The following is a 16,782-nucleotide window of genomic DNA, read 5'->3' as shown; positions in this document are numbered from 1 at the left end:
GGAGGAAGCTATGGGGAGACATTTGGACGAGCTGATCACCCGGAAAATAGAAGAAATACAGAAGCAGAACAACGTTTACCAGGTAGGTCGGGTGACTTCTGTAAAGGAGTACATTCTGGAGGTGGCCGGTCTGGAAGAGGCGGCGTTTATGGAAAAGGTGAAAATAGGAGCCGGCGGAATAGGCTATGTCAGTTCTATCCGCCGCCATTCCTGTATGGTGGCTGTAGTAACAGGGGCCGGTTCTATTTATGTGGGGGACCAGGCAGTAGCTACAAGGGAGCAGTTTAACGCCTTATACTCAGAAGATTCTATCGGCCATGTAATAGATATTTTTGGCCATGACCGGATGAATAATTCTTCCTTTGATAATGTGCGGCCTATGGAAATTGAAAAAGCTCCCATTCCCATTATGGACAGGGGAACGGTGAAAAGACCTATGGAAACGGGAATTGCCGGCATCGATTTGATTTACCCGGTGGGAAAAGGACAGAGACAGCTGATTGTAGGCGATAAAAAAACCGGAAAAACCCAGATTGGACTGGACGCTATTGCCAATCAAAGGGGAAAGCAGATGCTGTGTATTTACGTGGCCGTGGGGAAAACCAAGAAAAATATCAGGGACGTGTACCAGCAGCTTTACAGAAGAGGGGCGATGGACCATACCATGATTGTGGCTGCATTTAACGACGATCCTTCTCCTATGCTTTATTTAACGCCCTACGTGGCTCTTTCCATTGCCGAGGATTATATGATGGCCGGGGCCGACGTGCTGGTAGTAATTGACGACTTAAAGCGCCATGCCAATATACACAGGGAAATGAGTCTTTTAATGGGAAAGGCACCCAGCAGGGAGGCCTACCCGGCAGATATTTTCTACACACATTCCCGCTTGCTGGAAAAGGGCTGCCAGCACAAGGACGGCGGCTCTATTACCATTCTGCCTATTGTGGAGACAAAAGGCGGGGACATTACTGCATATATTCCTACTAATATTATTTCCATTACAGACGGCCAGATTATTTTGTCAGCTAAGAATTTCCAGAAGGGCCAGAAGCCGGCTGTGAATTACGGTCTTTCTGTATCCCGTTTAGGAGGCTCTGTGCAGACAGATGAAATGAAAAAGCTGGGAGCAGTAGTGAGAAGAGAGCTGTTAAGCTATCTGGAGACAAAAGATGTGTACGAGCTGGCTAATGAGGACGAAATGAGCGTAGAAATGAGGGAGAAATTAAGGAGAGGCAAGCTTTTGCTGTCTGGTTTAAACCAGTATAAATATTCTCCTATGACTCAGGAACAGATTATCCAAAGGTTCAGCAAAATCATTTCTTAAAACAGAGGGGGACCTGATGAATGTACGCAATGTTGTAAAGGTAATGAATTTCCACTCCTTATTAAGAGTGGACAGTGCAAAAAGGACGGCTAATAAATATCAGCTGATGGAAGAACAGCTTCTGGATATGATAGACGGTATTGTAAACAACAGGAATCTAAGCTTGGACAAAAAGCTGCTGAAGGTAAATGAAAACGGCCCCCAGCTGAATCTGTATCTGGGAAGTGATTTTGGATTCTGCAGTAATTTTAATTCTAGAATTAATGAGGAGATCAGGGCGGACAGGGACTGCCACAAAATTCTCATTGGAAAAAAGCTGTATCCGGGAGGAGAAGGCCAGGTTCTGTTTCGCATGGACAGCCAGGAATTCCGGGAGGATATGGCAAAAGTAAGGGAAGCCATAGTGGCGGGAATCAATGGGATGCAGTATTCCAGAATCAATATTATTTATAATCACTATGTAAATACTGCAGATATTCAGCTGAGAAGAAAGCAGGTATACCCGGTTGAGCTTCAAAACGCCAGAAAAAATAACGACGATTTTGTGGTGGAGGGAGATATAGGCCGGCTGTTAAAGGACCTTATTATGTCCTATGTAAATTATCAGGTTATGCTGGCGGACGTGTTCAGCAGGGCGGCGGAAAACCTGATGCGCCAGAACGCCACCAATGATTCCCTGAAGCGGATTGATGAAATAGAAGAAGAGAATAAAAGGCTGGAGATGAAAGAGCGCAGGGAAAAAGAGTTCGCCAAGGTTATTGACAGCTTTGTAAAAATGAAAAGCCAAAAGGACAGTAAACAAAAGTGAGGAGATACCATGATAGCAGGAAAAATCATCTCTGTTTCTGAATTAAATGTGGAAATACTTTTAAATAATGCTCCTGTGAAAAAGCGGGATGTGCTGTATGTGGAAGAGGGAGGCAGAAGGCGCCGGTTTGAGGTGGCAGAGCTGGAGGGAAGCATAGCCACGGCAGTTCCCTTTGACAGCGTATTTGGGCTGAAAAAGGGCATGGATGTGGAAAAAGAAGAGGAAGGCCTTTCTGTAGAGTATTCTGACCAGGTGTTAGGCAGAGTATTTAATTCCTACGGCAATTTAATTGACGGCACTGTAATTGAAAATCCTTCCAGAAAATCAGTGTACAGGGAGCCGCTGCGTTTATCCGACGTGGAAATTAACGGAGATATTTTGTGGACCGGCATCAAGGTGCTGGACTTTTTTGCCCCCATGCAAAAGGGATTTAAAATGGGCCTTTTAGGGGGAGCGGGAGTTGGAAAAACAGTAGTAATTAAAGAGCTGATTAATAATGTGTACAAAGGCTTTGGCTCTAACTCTGTATTTATCGGAGTAGGAGAAAGATCCAGGGAGGGCAAGGAGCTGTATGATGAAATGAAGGAAGGAGATTTGTTAGATAAAATCTCCATGGTTTTTGGCCAGATGGGGGAAAATTCCATGGCCAGAAGCAAGGCTGTATTCAGCGGGCTGACAGTAGCAGAGTATTTAAGGGATGAAAAGAAACAGGATGTGCTGCTTTTTATTGACAATATTTATCGTTTTGTCCAGGCCAGCTCAGAAATCAGCGCTGACATGAACCGTATGCCTATTGAAAATGGATATCCTTTAGATCTGGAGACTATGGTCAGTGAAATTGAGGAGCGGATTAATTCTACTGAAAACGGCTCTATTACCTCCTTCCAGGCTATTTACATACCTGCCGACGATATTACAGACGAGGCAGTGCAGGCTATCACTCAGCATTTGGACGGTCAGGTGGTTTTAAGCCGTAAGGTAGCGGAAAAGGGATTATATCCTGCAGTAGATGTGTTTAACACCAGAAGCTCTATGATTGATGTGGAAAAGGTGGGGGAAAGGCATTACAGCCTGGTGGAGCAGGTGCTGCAGTATTTAACTAGGTATCAGGAGCTGGAAGAAATTATTGCTGTTTTGGGAATTGAAGAGCTGTCCCAGGAAGATAAAATGATTTTCTACCGTTCCAGAAAGCTGAGAAATTATTTTACTCAGCCTATGTCCGTGGCAGCTCATTTTAACGGGATTCCCGGAGAATACGTGGATATTAAAGATGTGCTGGAGGACGTAGAGGGAATTCTTTCCGGCAAATATGATGATGTAGACGAAGGCAGATTCTACATGATAGGTAAGTGCAATGGAAGGTAAAGAGGGAAAAATGAAGGCCAGAATCATCAGTATGGAGGAGGGCCTGAGGGAGATAGAAAAGGTCAGGCTGATTCGCGTAATCAGCCGGGAGTATAATCTTTTAATTATGGAGGATTATATGCCTGTAATCGGGGAGATTACAGGCACAGTGACGATTGTCAGCGACGACGGGGAGTACAAGGCGGAAAATATTAAAGGCTTTTTCAGCGTCAGGAAGAATTTGTTCTCTCTGATGCTCAGCGAGGATTTTGAATGTTTGGAAGAGTTATAAGCCAAATATGGCTATTAAAGGGGTATATGCTGGCAGCGGCGTCTGGAGCGCTGCTGCTGGGATTTTTGTATATAGTCAGCCTGAAGTGGTTTCGGTGGAAGGAACCGCTTATGAAGGTACACGGGTATTTTATAGGCCTGACTGTTTTAGAACAGATCAGGACCGGATTTCTGTATTTAAGATTGACAATGATTATCTGGTGCGTAGCTACAATGAATATGGGCCGGATTATTTATATAGGCGTTCTGGCTGTGGCCGGCATTGCCCTTGGAAACCTTTCCGGCAGTGTGAAAAAGCTGGCGGCGGAGGCAGGCAATACAGTTCTTTTGGCCTGCGGCATGTACGCCGGAGGGCTGCTTACTGCTTATATGCGGGAGATTCAATTTGAGTGGAGCATTATGGCGGTGTATGTGCTTTTAGGTTTATTTATGATTTTATACTGTTTATATTTCTTTTTAAGGGATGTAAAAACAATATCTGAGGAAAGGCTGGGTATATATGAGAAACTGGAAGATAAAAATTAAAAAGCCTGGCGGCAGGAAACAGCGGGCCATTACGGCGGCAGTTGTAGCGGCTTTAACAGCCGCTGTGATTGCTGCCGCCGTTTATATAATAAATAAAGACTCTCTGATAATAAAGGAGCCTGTAAGGGTGAGCATGATGGGAGATAATATGGATTTTTACGGGAGTACCAGGCTGAGATTTAATAAAGATAAAAAAAGAGTCAGCCTGGAAAATGGAGGCAGAACTTTGATTCTTCAGGGAGTTCCTGTTTACTATTTAAATAAAAATGCCGTTGTATTAAGCCAGCAGATGATTTATACAAATTACGAAACCAGCACAATGAAAAGAGTGAATTATTTTGCCAAGGTAGAAGATCACGGCCAGCTTATGACTATCAGCCCTGATGGGAGAAAAGAAAAGGAGATTCATGGAGGCTATTTATACGACGGAAAAAATATTTATCTGTTTCTGGAGCCTGTAACAGTCAGCTGGGGAACAGAAAAAATGAGCCTGGAGGCCATGTCCTATATTGCAGTATTTGACAAACAGGGCTTTTATTACTATTCCTATGGAAATGAAAAGGCAGAATATGTGGAAAGCGGAGAAAACATTGTTTTTGCTCAGGCTGACACAGGGGCGTACAGCCTGAATTTAAGTAAGGATATTGTGGATATAAGGGGAGGAAGCTCTTTGCTGCTGCCTCCGGACCCAGAATCCTTTGAGGTGCTGAGATGATAAAAACTGACAGGGGGCCAAGATTATGAAAAAAGCCGGTATATTTGCAGCAGTGATCGCTTTGGTCCTGCTTTTTATGCAATTGTATAATTACAGGCTTCTGGCATATACAGACGATACGTGTTATGTAATTGACGGAAAGCTGGCGGCTGACAAGCTGAAAAATGGAGTGGAGGAGGGGGAGGACCCTAATATAGCTCTGGAAAAATATGAGGCGGCCACTCCTGTGTACACAAGAAGCAGCAAGTGGTTTATTGGGGAGGACTACAGACCTTTGGATACCTCGTTTCCAGTGTATGTAAACGAGGGCAATTTTCTGTACAGCTTTTCTGATGAAATGCAGCTGGTGACCTCAGAATTTTCTGTTTTGGACACATATGAGGGAATTTATGTGGCTGAGGGAAAAACCTATAACAGAGACAGGGAACAGGCAGACCCGGATGAATTTATATTTGTGGCTGCAGGGGACGGTTTATATTTAAACGCACAGACAATGACTGTCCGCTCCAGCGCCAGAACCCAGAGTATAGGGGCTAACAGCCTGATGAATTTAGAGGAAGATAAAATTTCCTACTACAGTTTTGAAAAGGGCATGTACATATATGAGGAGTACCAGGATTTACTGTACGCCACAGTAGAAATCGGAAGCGTGTCCATGACTTATGAGGAGCTTTTAGGAAGGCTCAGGGATATTTCAGGCAAAGATAGGGAGGACCAAAGATCTGCTGAGGAAACAAAAGCAGAAAGTCCTAAGGAGACAAAGCCTGAAAATGAAACAGAATCTGCTTTTGAAGAGGCGCAGGAGGAAAGTCTGGCAGAAAGCACAGAGGCAGACCTGGAGTCCGGACAGCCAGAAAAGGCTGAGAAGGAAAAAGAGGAAAGAAAACCTTCTGAAAAACAGCCTAAAAACCCCATTGAGCCTACAGACCCAGATCATCCCCCAAGGCCGGGAAGAACCTTAGATTGGCCTTTTGAAGGGGACATGGATGAGGACGGCCAAAATGAAGACAATGGAGGAAGCGGGAGCCAAGGCCAGGGCAATCAGGGAGGCGGAGACCAGGGTGATACTGGTGACGGAGACCAGGAAGGCGGCGGCAGCCAGGGAGGCGGCGAAGAGCAGCAGGCGAAACCAGAGGTCAGCCTGTCTAAATTTCAGTTTGGAGTTTACCACGGAGAGACCTTTCTTACTATTAACGACCCTAATCACACTATTGTAAAAGGGGTTCGGGTGATTATCTATAAAAAGGGGGAGACCAGAGCCTCCTACAGAAAGCTGTTCCGCACAGGGGGAGAAGTGGTGTTAGAGCCTTTAGAGCCGGACACTGAATATGAGGCAGAAGGATATTTTGACTATATAGACCCTGTAAGCGGAAAGCAGAGAGAAGTATTTTTCCAGAGACAGTATGTAGGAAAGACTCTTCCCATCAGCGCTTTAACGCCTTTAGAGGTTTTCCAGAGGCCGGAGGATGAGGAATTTTTCCCGTATGCAATACAGATCAATGATTTTACTGTGAAGAATGAAAAAACAGAGGGAGGCGCTACGCCCTCAGAGGCAGAAAAAAAATATGAAGCGCTGCCTTATATTGCCTCTGTACAGTTAAGCTTTGAAAAACAGGGAATGCCGGAGTGGAACAGCCCCCACACCTCTATAAGCTCCTCGCTTTTGTCCGCTGTGAAAAGGGGAGAGGCGGTGACGTGGAAAACAGAAGATATACTGGATTCCTACAGCAAATACAAATACAGCCTTACATTTTACGACAGATTTGGAAATCAGCTTCCTGTGTCAAAAACCTCTGCAACAGGCGGGGAGACCAGAACTTCAAAAATTGCCCCGGAGGCAGTAATGAGCATTGCTCCGGAAAGCGACGTTAAAACCCTGAAAATGAAATTGGAAATTTCCAATAAGGATAAGGCGGAATTTGTTAAAAATGGACAGAAGGTAAGACCTTATCTTTACATTACCTACGCAGATAAGCCGGATGTGCCTATTAACTTTACATTGGAAGGGGAAAGTCAGGAAATCACCAGGTATGAGCTGAAAAAGGACAGTGAAAAGCTTATATTTACCAGCCTCCTTCCAAGTACAGGATATGCTGTGTGGGTAAAGGGAAGCTTTGATTTGGAGGATGGAAAGGTACATGAAGATCAGGTGATGGGAAGTATTTTTACTACCACAGACAGCTTATCCAGCCTTGGCACAGTGAATTTCCTTTTTACGTCAGATAATATTACCTCCAGTTCAGGAACTTTAACGGTGCAAACAAGAAGCGCTGTCAGTGAGAATTTGTATCCGTTTTTGTCTCAGGTGGACATCAGCCTGTCAAATGGCGGACAGCAGGCATTTGACAGACAGTTTAAAAAAGCAGACCTGGATGGAATACAAATGAATCCAGGGGACGATTACACGGTGCCTGCAGACAGCCAAGGCCTATCCGGCCCGGAAGTTGTAATTCATCTGCCTTTAGACAGCCAGCCTATGAGCCCGTGGAGGGCGCTGCTTACCAACGGAACGGCGGTGATTGATTTTAAGGAGGGAAGCCTTAATTCTGCCACAAAGTATAATGTGGAGGCCAAAGCTTATGCCGTCAGAGGAAGCAACGACGGGGACAAGGTGGTTCAGGAGGACGTTACAGGCCGTTATTACAGGTCGTCCTTCCAGACCTTAAAGAAAAAGGTTTATGTAGATTATGAAATGTCCTTTATTAACGCTTCCTCAGCCACATTCTATAATCCCAGAGTGATTGACCAGGACGGAGCTGTAATAGGAGGCAATGTTACTGTCAGGCTAAAGAGAAAATCAAATGGAGTGGTAGTGGATGTCAGAGCGTTTCAGAACAGTGAGCTGAACAGCCTGGATTATATTACATTCAGCGGCTTAGACGGAAATACGGAGTACATATTAGAGTTTGTGGCTCAGGAGTACAATGAAGGGTATTCTTCTGTGACAAAGGAGATGCAGAAAACCTTGTACTTAAAAGACGGCTCCCAGATTATTTTCAAAGCGGAAAATACTTTGTGGGGCAGCTTGACCCCGGACAGCTTAACTCAGGATTATGAGGAGCAGATCGGCAAGCAGGGAGTAGGCATAAGCAGCATCAACATATTTGATGTAAATGAAGCGGAAATGTCTGTAAAGGTTACTGCCCAGGGAGAAGAGTACAACAGCGGTGTGGCCGCCTCTGAATATATTCCTGTAGAAGAAGGGCAGGTATATCTTGCCGGAGGAGGAATTGACGCTGCAATTTATTGTTATGATGAGGACAAGAATTATATAAAATATGTTTCTGACGGTAACAGGGCTTCCCTGACAGGAGTATTTACAGTTCCACAAGACTGCGCCTATATAAGGGTAAACGTAAACACAGCCAACCTGGCCAGCAGCTTTATTTCACCTGCATTATTTGCAGAGCAGGATTCAGCGGCAGATTTATTAAAAGGGAAAGAGGCCACAGAGGAGGCTTATATTAACTCAGACGGCATTACAATTATAAAAAATGCGGGAGCTAAGAATTTCGCCTGCATAGAGGACTATATTCCTATTTCTCCTGAGAAACGGTATTTCCGCATTAAGTCGGGAAAAACCACAACAGACTGGAGAGCCAGAAGAATATTCTACTATGATAAGGAGAAAAATTTTCTAAAGGCAGTAGATGGAGACAGCGACGGATACACAGTAGTTCCTCCAGACGGAGCGGCTTATGTAAGATTAAACCTGGCTGCAGACAGTAAGGAAGAAATATTCTTTGGGGAGGAATCTTTGCTTCTGTACGGAAAAGACGTGCTGCAGGGAGCAACCTGGCATGAAGGCATGTATGTGAACGCCTTAAACCGTTTTGATAATACTACATATTCCTACCAGATGTACTGCGACTATATCCCAGTAAAGCCGTCTGCTGTTTATTGGGCCCAGAACCTGAAGGGAATACAAATATTTACCAAGGATAAGAAATTTTTAGGATTTTATGACGCAGGCAGTTATTCTATTAAAATCCCGGCTGACGGAGCTTATATCAGAGCTAACGCAGAATTTGGAGAAAACCATGACGCAGTATTTTATTTCCGCCAGATTTCTCCTCAGCTAAAAAGAGGGGAGCTGACCATTGGCATGGATTTGGAGCTGGAGGACAGCAACAGCTCTTTAGGCAGCGACCCGTCCTTTACTTTAGTTTATACAGAAAGAGACCAGGAGGGAAATGAGACAACCTGGGAGGAAGTAAAAAAGATTGCAGATTTTAGCGGCAGAAGGTACACAGAGGCCATTTATTTTCAGGCAGAGCCAGACTGTGAGTACCAGGTAGATTTGGTTGTAGATATGGGAGGCAGAAGGATTATTCTGGACAGCGCGGCCGTAGGCACGGATAAAGTGGCTAATATTATTAAGTCTGAGGCCGCATTGCGGGCAGTTCGGTATGCTCCTGTAGAGGATTATATTGTTACAAGGGATATTGAAGTAAAAAGTAATAATATTATTTACCGGTTCTATGGAAATTTGGATTTTCAGGGCCATACTATTACCATGGATAATGTAATTAATTTGTTTTACAACATTTATGACGGAGCTGTAGTAGAAAATCTGGTGGTGAATTCTAAATTAGACAGCCCCAACCTGACTGTAGGAAACGGGTCAGCTGTGTGCTATCAAAACAGGGGAATTATCAGGGATACAGTTTTAAAAATCAGCCTGGATAACCAAAGAGATAATACAAGCTTTGGAGGCCTTACACTTTATAATTACGGAAGTTTGGAGAACTTTGCCCTGCAGCTGACAGGTAATTTCTGTATTCAGTCATACGGCGCAGTGGCGGCGGCTTATAACAACGGGGTGATAAAAAACGGCTATCTGGTAAGTGAAGACGCGTACAGAATAAAGGCCTGTCTGAATCAGACGGGAAGCAGAACATCCAGAGGAGGAATTGTAGGAAACAACAGGGGTGGTTCTGTGGAAAATGTTTACGCTGCCGTAGTAGTGGAGGATCAGTATACTCCAGACTCTTCTGCAAAAGACACAACTGAGCAGATGGGTATGATTGCAGGCGTGACAAGGGGAACTGTAAAAAATGCCTTTGGCGTGGGCATGACGTTGACAAATGACGTGCCTGCCTCTGTAAACGGACCTTCAGTAGGGTACGTAGCTACCCAGGGAGGCGTGGAAAATATTTCTTATATTGAAACCATGAACTTCCAGAATCCAAGATATGCCAACAGATTTAACAATCAGGTTACAACTGCTTCTCTTTGGGATAAAGAATGGCTTGCCTCTGCAATTAACCAGGATGATGCCTTTGACCTGGAGATAGCGGCGGGAGGATATTATCCTCAGGTGAAAATGTCTGAAGAAATGGAAGGAAAGCAGCCTTTAGTTCATTTGCCGGATCAGTTTAAGCCGTCGGCTCCTAAGATTATTTCCACAGCAGTGCTGGAGCAGGAAAATGACAGGGCGTTAGTGCAGTTTGGCTTAGAAAACAGAAGCAATCTGGAAATTAAAGAGTTTAACATTGCTGTTATGAATATGAAAAGCAACCAGAGAACTTATGATCCGGACGCAGTGAAAGCAGAGGTGAAGGAACAGGGAATAAAGGAAGATGGAACCTACTATGTAAATGTGGAAATGACAGAGCCTGTATTTTTCAGGTCTAAATATTACGTTTACAGTTTAAGAGCCGGTCTGGCGCAAAATGAAAGCACGGATGCATGGTATGAGGACAGTGACAGGGAAAAGTCGGAAATTTCCATGGAGTTTTATAAGCCGGTGGAAACTGTGGAGGACTGGAGAAACAGCTTCGGAAAGGCCATAGACGCTTACGGCAATTATAGGATTCAGGCACAGGAGCTGGATTTTTGGAACATAAAAACCTCTGACTATTTGACAAATTACAGAATTATAGGGTCTTTCTACGGAAAAATCGACGGACAGTGGACAGATGAACAAGGTGTTTCCCACACAGCTCTTCTGAAAAATATAAATATGGACGGAAGCCCCAGCCTTATTGAAAACTTATATGGCTCCCTGAAAAACATTATGGTAGATGGTTTGTCGGTGGACAGCGAGCACAGAGGCGACGTAATAAATAAAGGTTTAATCGGTTATTCCAGCGGCGGAAAGGTAGAAAACGTCCACGTGAGAAATGCAAAAGTTTCAGGGGCCTATAATACTGGCGGTTTAATTGGATATGCGACTGACAGCTCTGAAATCAAAAATTGTTCTGTCAGCGACAGCCAGATTATTACATACGCTTCTAAGGTAAGTGGAAAGGTTTCAGTAGGCGGCCTGATAGGCAGAATGAGCACATCTGATTTGGAGAATTCTTATGTGCAGGACGTGGATATTGACAATACAAAGGCTTTAGATACAGAAGGGGCCGGAGGAATTACAGGTATTACAAACGGGGACCAGGTTATTATTAAAAACTGCTATGCAGCAGGGTCGCTGAAGTCTGTATATAGGAATATTGGAGGGCTGGTAGGCAGCCAGACTGCAGGAGATTTTAGAATGACAGGTAGCTTTTCTAAAGTGGATATGGATATATACGGCAGCTATGTAGGCGGTCTCCTTGGCTATCTCAACCAATTTGAGGAAATAAAGGGAAATATTTCTTTAGGAAATATTTTTGTTCACAGCTCTACTCCTACTATGGTTCACAGAATAGCAGGATACGGAATCACACAAAAATATGAAGGCAACTATGGATTTTCCGGACAGATGTATTTAAATGAAACTATGAGCGGTGACATAGACGATACGTCAGCCCTGCTTGCAGGAGCCGACCTGCGCAGCGAAGTCACATATAAAGATCTGCTGGGCTGGGATGAAAGTAATTATGCCTTCCAGTGGAGCGGAGAAGAGGGAAAGCAGGGAATTCTTGACAGCTGCCTGCCAATGTTAAAAGGCGCCGACGGAAGTTTGCTTCCATGGCAGAAGCCAATACAGATTATTACTGAGGATACAGGTTTATCTGTAGTAGAGTTTGCTATTAACAACAGCGCTGTAAAAGAATATGCGGCTATGTTCCCAGGGCAGACGGCGCCCTTTTCTCAGGCATATTCACTGAGGCTGGATTTATCCTATGACCAGAGCAAGTATTTTATTGCTTCTGTTTCAGCGGAGGGTCTGAATCTGAATGAGAAAATGAATGAGACCATTACATATAAAGATCAGCCGATTACCGGCACAAACAGGGTGATCAGAACATATCCTTTTGTGCTGGATGAAATGGGAGGAGACGTTTACTGTATTAATGTAGTGCTTCAGGGAATAGAAGATTCTGAAAAGCAGGTTACTTTAAGCGCCGTAGCTAAGCCAAGCGTACCCATTAACATGACGATTAAAAATGCCCAGGAGTGGAATACGGTTATGGAGAAATATGGAGATTCCTTTGGAAACTTTGTATTAACCGGAGATATTGACGCCAAAACCCTGCCTGCGGGGACAGAATTAATAGACGACGTAAGGATTAACAGTCTGTCTAGTATGGGAGGCCAGACCTTTGCCATTAAAAATATTACTCATAGGGCGGACAGCAGAAGCAACGCCTTAATCAGCAACTGCCTGTCCAGAATAGAAAATGTGAATTTTGAGAATATTTCCTGGAAGGTTCCTGAGAAAGACCAGGACGGAAGGCTGTCTTCATATGAAAATATAGGTTTGGTAGGACTTAATCAGGGAACCATAGAAAATGTAAGCTTTTCCAACATAGAGATCGACGGAGGAAAAGGCACCAGAACAGGCTGTATTGCCTATAATACCGGAAATTTAACGGATATTAAATTAAAAGATATTAAGGTATCATCAGAGGGCAGCTATACAGGAGGACTTACAGGATATACGCAGCTGGAAGTGAACAGGATAACTGCAGAAGGTGATCTGAAAGCTTCCCAGTCTGGCCAGGATTCTACAGAGTATGAGTCTACATATGAGATTACAGGCAGATTTTACGTAGGCGGAATTATAGGAAGCGGAAAAGTCTGCGATAGTGTAAGAGTGTCCGGCATCCGAGTAATGGGAGATGATTTTGGCACTGGAGAAACAGTGAGCCAAATCGGAGGTATTGTAGGCAACGGAAATGTACCTCAGGCAGGAGACAGCCCTAGTGAAAATGAAGAAAAGTATTCCTCTATTGTAAACAGCGTAATAGAGACAAAAGATACGACAGCAAAAGCCGAGTATATAGGAGGAGCTGCAGGAAACGGAAATGTGTATCATGTGAAAGCTGAAAATCTGGTTGTAAGAAGCCAAAAAGGAACGAAAGTAGGAGGCTTAAACGGCCAGGCGTACAGTTATAAAAGCAGTTTGACCACCTTAGACAACGGGGAGTATGAAATAAAGCAGTCGGAAATTACAGGAGAAGAGTTTGTAGGAGGAGTGTCAGGAAGAGGATATACCAGCTCATCAACTGTAAGCCGGACAAGGATTCAGGCTTTAAAAGCTTATGCAGGCGGAATCACAGGTGTAAATTACTCCAGCAATTCTTCTGATTTGGCGGACAGTGTATGGGTAAAGGCTCCCCAGGGCGCGGGAGGTATAAGCGGTTCTGTGGAAAACGGAGATATTAGCTCCTGCCTGGTATCCCGGTCTCAAATAGAAGGCAGCTGCAACGTAGGTGGAATTATGGGAGAGGCCCGCACCAACGCAGTAAGCTATACTGGAAATGGCGTGATTAATTCTACAATTACTGCAGGAAAAAATGCAGATACAAATGAAAGCAGCGCAGGCGGAATCGGTGGATATTTAGAGCTTTTAAATAATTTTTCCAATAATTATGTAAAGGATACGAAGATATTTGCAGAGGGAAGCTGCGCCGGAGGATTAATAGGAGCTTCTATGGGAGGCCATTATTTCCGAAATGTTTCTGCGGCCACAGTGGAGACTCAGGATTCTGCAGCCGGCGGTTTTATTGGAAAGCTGACTGGATACCAGAAAAATATCAGCACAGACTATGCCAAGGTGAAGCTTTATGAAAGCTACAGCGCGTCCAAGGTAAAGGCTGCAGATTATGGGGCAGGCTTTATTGGAATGTACACCTGCAGTCCTGACACACAGCTGTACGCTTTAAATGAAGAAAATACATATGGGCTTTTATCTATGGGCACAGTTTCATCAGGAGACCACAGCGACTTATTTATCAATACAGATGAAAACAGAAGCGGTCTTTCATGGAGCGGAGGCTATTTAAGGGCATATGCAGGCGCTGCTTTAGAAAGCGGAGGCACAAGTAAAACAGCAGATGCAGTCTATGAATATTCCTGGGATCAGGCAAAACCTAGCGGGGCGGGAGGAACAGCAGAGGCTGGAAACCAGCTTTTAAAGGAGATTCTGACTGTAACAGGAAAAAATCTGATGGATAAGCGTCTGTACACTAACGGCTTTAGTGAAGGCGGCATGAACTGGGGGGCTGGAAACTGGATTTACGACGGTTTAGGCCGTATGGACGAGGACAAAGAAGCAGAAAACAAAGCTAAGGGCACTACCAATATAATGATCACGGTAAATGGGACAACAGAAACTGTTATAGGCCAGGACACAGGACTTTATACTGTGGCAAAAGGCTTTACCCCTGTGGGAGAAATGCTTGAGGACGGCACAGAATATCAGTGGTACAGGGCTTATGAACCAAATAGAGGCAGCAGCTTTGTTGTAAATGGAGCTACAGGCAGAAGCCTGGAAATGGCCGGCCGGGGATACTATTTTGGAAGAATCCGTATAGGAAGCACATATTTTTATACTTCTACCATTAAGGTAGATACAGAGGGCTATATGCCTTACATTAACGGAGGAAATACGAATACAAAAGGCGGTCAGGAAGGAATTTTGCCGGAAGTAGGAGAGGATGATGAGCTGAAGCTTTATAATGGAACAGACAGACTGTTTTACGGAGGAATTGTAATTCCTGATGAAAGCAATACTGTGACGTTTGCCGCATTAGGTGATGGGGACGCGGCGGCGGAAGCCTACCCGTCAGGCCCTGACTGTGTAAATGTAGAGCTGCGCAAAGACTTTGAGGCGGCAGACAGACTGCAGGTAACAGCCGGAGATCAAACTCTTTTAGATGTTCGTCCGGACAGAAGAGTGTATACCTTAAATTATGACTACAAGTCTGTTCTGAATATTGCAGTAAAAGCAGGGGAGGAGGAGAGAACATATTCTTATGACCCTACTTTGCTGAGAAGAACCGTTATGGTTTGGGAAGATGATTATTACTACACCAGCGGGGGAAGCCTGAAAAATTCTTCCGGCACTGTGACAGATGAGGAAATCATTCATTTATATGGAGGCATGGCCTTAGGAGCTGACGGAGCTGTGTATGATGTGGCTGCGGGAGAAAAGGTATCTGACAGTAAAAGGGAAACCTGGAAATCAGAGGATGACCGGCTGCCGGTAAGCCAGGCAGATTATAAAGGCAGCTGCATAAAAACATACGGAAGATTTTCTGAAATTGCTACTGCCTCAGAGGCCCAGGATGCGACTGTCAGAGAGCAGCAGCTGTTTGTCAAGGACGGCAGCATGTTTGGCCTGGAAAGTAGCCAGTGGTCAAAAGGCTTTGTTATAGACCAGTATAACGGACAGACCTTTGTGGCAGCGCTGAATGAAAAGCAGGAATTAAAGGATTTTGCAGATCCGTTAAAAACTCCTGAAAATTTCAGCAGGAAAAATGTGGCCCACATGAGCAATACTCTGGACACGAATCAGCCGTATTTGCTGGTGCGGTATGCAACAGGCGAGGCAAAGGGCTTTAACTATTTAACAGGAGAAGAGCTTCCTATAGAAAATGCATACTCTGATATTTCCCTTTTTGATTTTGCAGCAGACTTTATGAATGATTTTATAGGTCAGGCTGACCAGGGAAATCAGGCCTTTGTAGATTTAAAGCTGTTAAAGGAGGATTTAATGTTAAATCCGGTGACAGATGAGCAGCTGGAAGCCGCTATGGCTGTGATCAGTAGTCAGACAGATTCTGAGACCTTAGACAGTGATGAGGAAGCTGCTGATGAGGAACATGAGCCGGAGGATGAAGCAGATTCTGAAAATAAGTCTGAGGAGAAAGAAAAAGAGGCAGAAGCAGATTCTGAAAATCTGTCAGATAAAAACAGTGAAGATATTCAGGGAGAATATGTTGACGGATCAGGACAGATAAACGGGGATGCTGATTCAGACGGAGACGGCGAAGGAGACGGGGCAGAAGATGTTAATGGGTCCAGCTTGTTAAAAGGTCAGCCGGCGCCAGACCAGGAGGCTGGTGAGCTCAAGCAGGAGGACAGCCAAAAGGAACATGCAGAAAGCCTGAATAAACCGGAATCAGAGAAAAAGTCTGTGAACAACAGTCAGAAGCCAAAGAAAAAGGCTGAGGCAGATAATAGGAAATCAGAAAAGCCAGAGGCTGACAGTGAGCCAAAGGAAATTTCTGAAGCTTCTGGGTCAGGCGGCGGCCAGATAGAAAACAGTCAGGCAGAAAACAACCAGGCAGAAAACAGTCAGGCAGGAAATCCGTCAGAAGAGGATTATGTATATTCATTTAATACAGATGAGGAAATCTGCCAGCTGTACAGCAGCAGTGATCTGCTTACGGACAGTGAAAATCAGCTGATGAGCCAGGAGAAGAAACTGGAAACATTAAAGGCGGCAGGAATGCTTGTAGATGAAAAGCATTTAATGGGAAAGGCCAGAACAGAAAAGGAGAGCAAGGGGCTGATTATTTTTGCAGTTACAGCGGCAGCGGCCTTAGGCTTATCAGGCATTCTTATTAGGAGAAGAAGAAAATAAAAGGAAATAAGAATGGA

General features: G+C 44.4%; 7 protein-coding genes. All 7 read left to right on the top strand.

Annotation, left to right across the window (positions count from 1 at the left end; translation table 11 throughout):
- Positions 1 to 10: 10 nt before the first annotated feature.
- The 7 genes from C1A07_RS06240 to C1A07_RS06210 are packed head-to-tail and all read left to right on the top strand — an operon-like array spanning position 11 to position 16,765.
- The gene (locus C1A07_RS06240) at positions 11 to 1,327 is read left to right on the top strand and encodes a F0F1 ATP synthase subunit alpha (RefSeq protein WP_101876347.1); all 1,317 of its coding nucleotides are present in this window, start codon (positions 11 to 13) and stop codon (positions 1,325 to 1,327) included.
- A gap of 16 nt (positions 1,328 to 1,343) precedes the next feature.
- Positions 1,344 to 2,135, top strand: a complete 792-nt coding sequence (locus C1A07_RS06235; RefSeq protein WP_101876346.1) for a F0F1 ATP synthase subunit gamma — start codon at positions 1,344 to 1,346, stop codon at positions 2,133 to 2,135.
- 9 nt (positions 2,136 to 2,144) lie between these two features.
- A complete protein-coding gene (gene atpD, locus C1A07_RS06230; protein ID WP_101876345.1) occupies positions 2,145 to 3,500 on the top strand; it encodes a F0F1 ATP synthase subunit beta in 1,356 nt (451 codons plus the stop codon).
- Positions 3,490 to 3,771: a hypothetical protein gene (locus tag C1A07_RS06225; RefSeq protein WP_101876344.1), complete on the top strand. Its 282-nt coding sequence runs from the start codon at positions 3,490 to 3,492 to the stop codon at positions 3,769 to 3,771. Before atpD ends, C1A07_RS06225 begins: the two co-directional genes overlap by 11 nt.
- On the top strand, positions 3,753 to 4,295 hold the full coding sequence (locus C1A07_RS06220; protein WP_101876343.1) for a hypothetical protein: 543 nt from the start codon (positions 3,753 to 3,755) through the stop codon (positions 4,293 to 4,295). The genes C1A07_RS06225 and C1A07_RS06220 overlap by 19 nt, the downstream gene beginning before the upstream one ends.
- Complete coding sequence (locus C1A07_RS06215; RefSeq protein WP_101876342.1) at positions 4,270 to 5,010, top strand: hypothetical protein; 741 nt, start codon at positions 4,270 to 4,272, stop codon at positions 5,008 to 5,010. Before C1A07_RS06220 ends, C1A07_RS06215 begins: the two co-directional genes overlap by 26 nt.
- Positions 5,011 to 5,035: 25 nt before the next feature.
- On the top strand, positions 5,036 to 16,765 hold the full coding sequence (locus tag C1A07_RS06210; protein WP_101876341.1) for a GLUG motif-containing protein: 11,730 nt from the start codon (positions 5,036 to 5,038) through the stop codon (positions 16,763 to 16,765).
- The last annotated feature ends 17 nt before the right edge of the window (positions 16,766 to 16,782 follow it).

Origin of the sequence: Lachnoclostridium edouardi (genome assembly GCF_900240245.1) — a bacterium.
In the GTDB taxonomy this organism is placed as follows: domain Bacteria; phylum Bacillota; class Clostridia; order Lachnospirales; family Lachnospiraceae; genus Lachnoclostridium_A; species Lachnoclostridium_A edouardi.
This window is presented reverse-complemented; position numbering and strand designations above follow the sequence as displayed.

What these genes read in the sequence shown, in the direction of transcription:
- C1A07_RS06220 (WP_101876343.1), top strand. Translation starts at nt 3,753, where the DNA reads ATGTTTGGAAGAGTTATAAGCCAAATATGGCTATTAAAGGGGTATATG.
- C1A07_RS06235 (WP_101876346.1), top strand. Translation starts at nt 1,344, where the DNA reads ATGAATGTACGCAATGTTGTAAAGGTAATGAATTTCCACTCCTTATTA.
- C1A07_RS06225 (WP_101876344.1), top strand. Translation starts at nt 3,490, where the DNA reads ATGGAAGGTAAAGAGGGAAAAATGAAGGCCAGAATCATCAGTATGGAG.
- C1A07_RS06210 (WP_101876341.1), top strand. Translation starts at nt 5,036, where the DNA reads ATGAAAAAAGCCGGTATATTTGCAGCAGTGATCGCTTTGGTCCTGCTT.
- C1A07_RS06215 (WP_101876342.1), top strand. Translation starts at nt 4,270, where the DNA reads ATGAGAAACTGGAAGATAAAAATTAAAAAGCCTGGCGGCAGGAAACAG.
- atpD (WP_101876345.1), top strand. Translation starts at nt 2,145, where the DNA reads ATGATAGCAGGAAAAATCATCTCTGTTTCTGAATTAAATGTGGAAATA.
- C1A07_RS06240 (WP_101876347.1), top strand. Translation starts at nt 11, where the DNA reads ATGGGGAGACATTTGGACGAGCTGATCACCCGGAAAATAGAAGAAATA.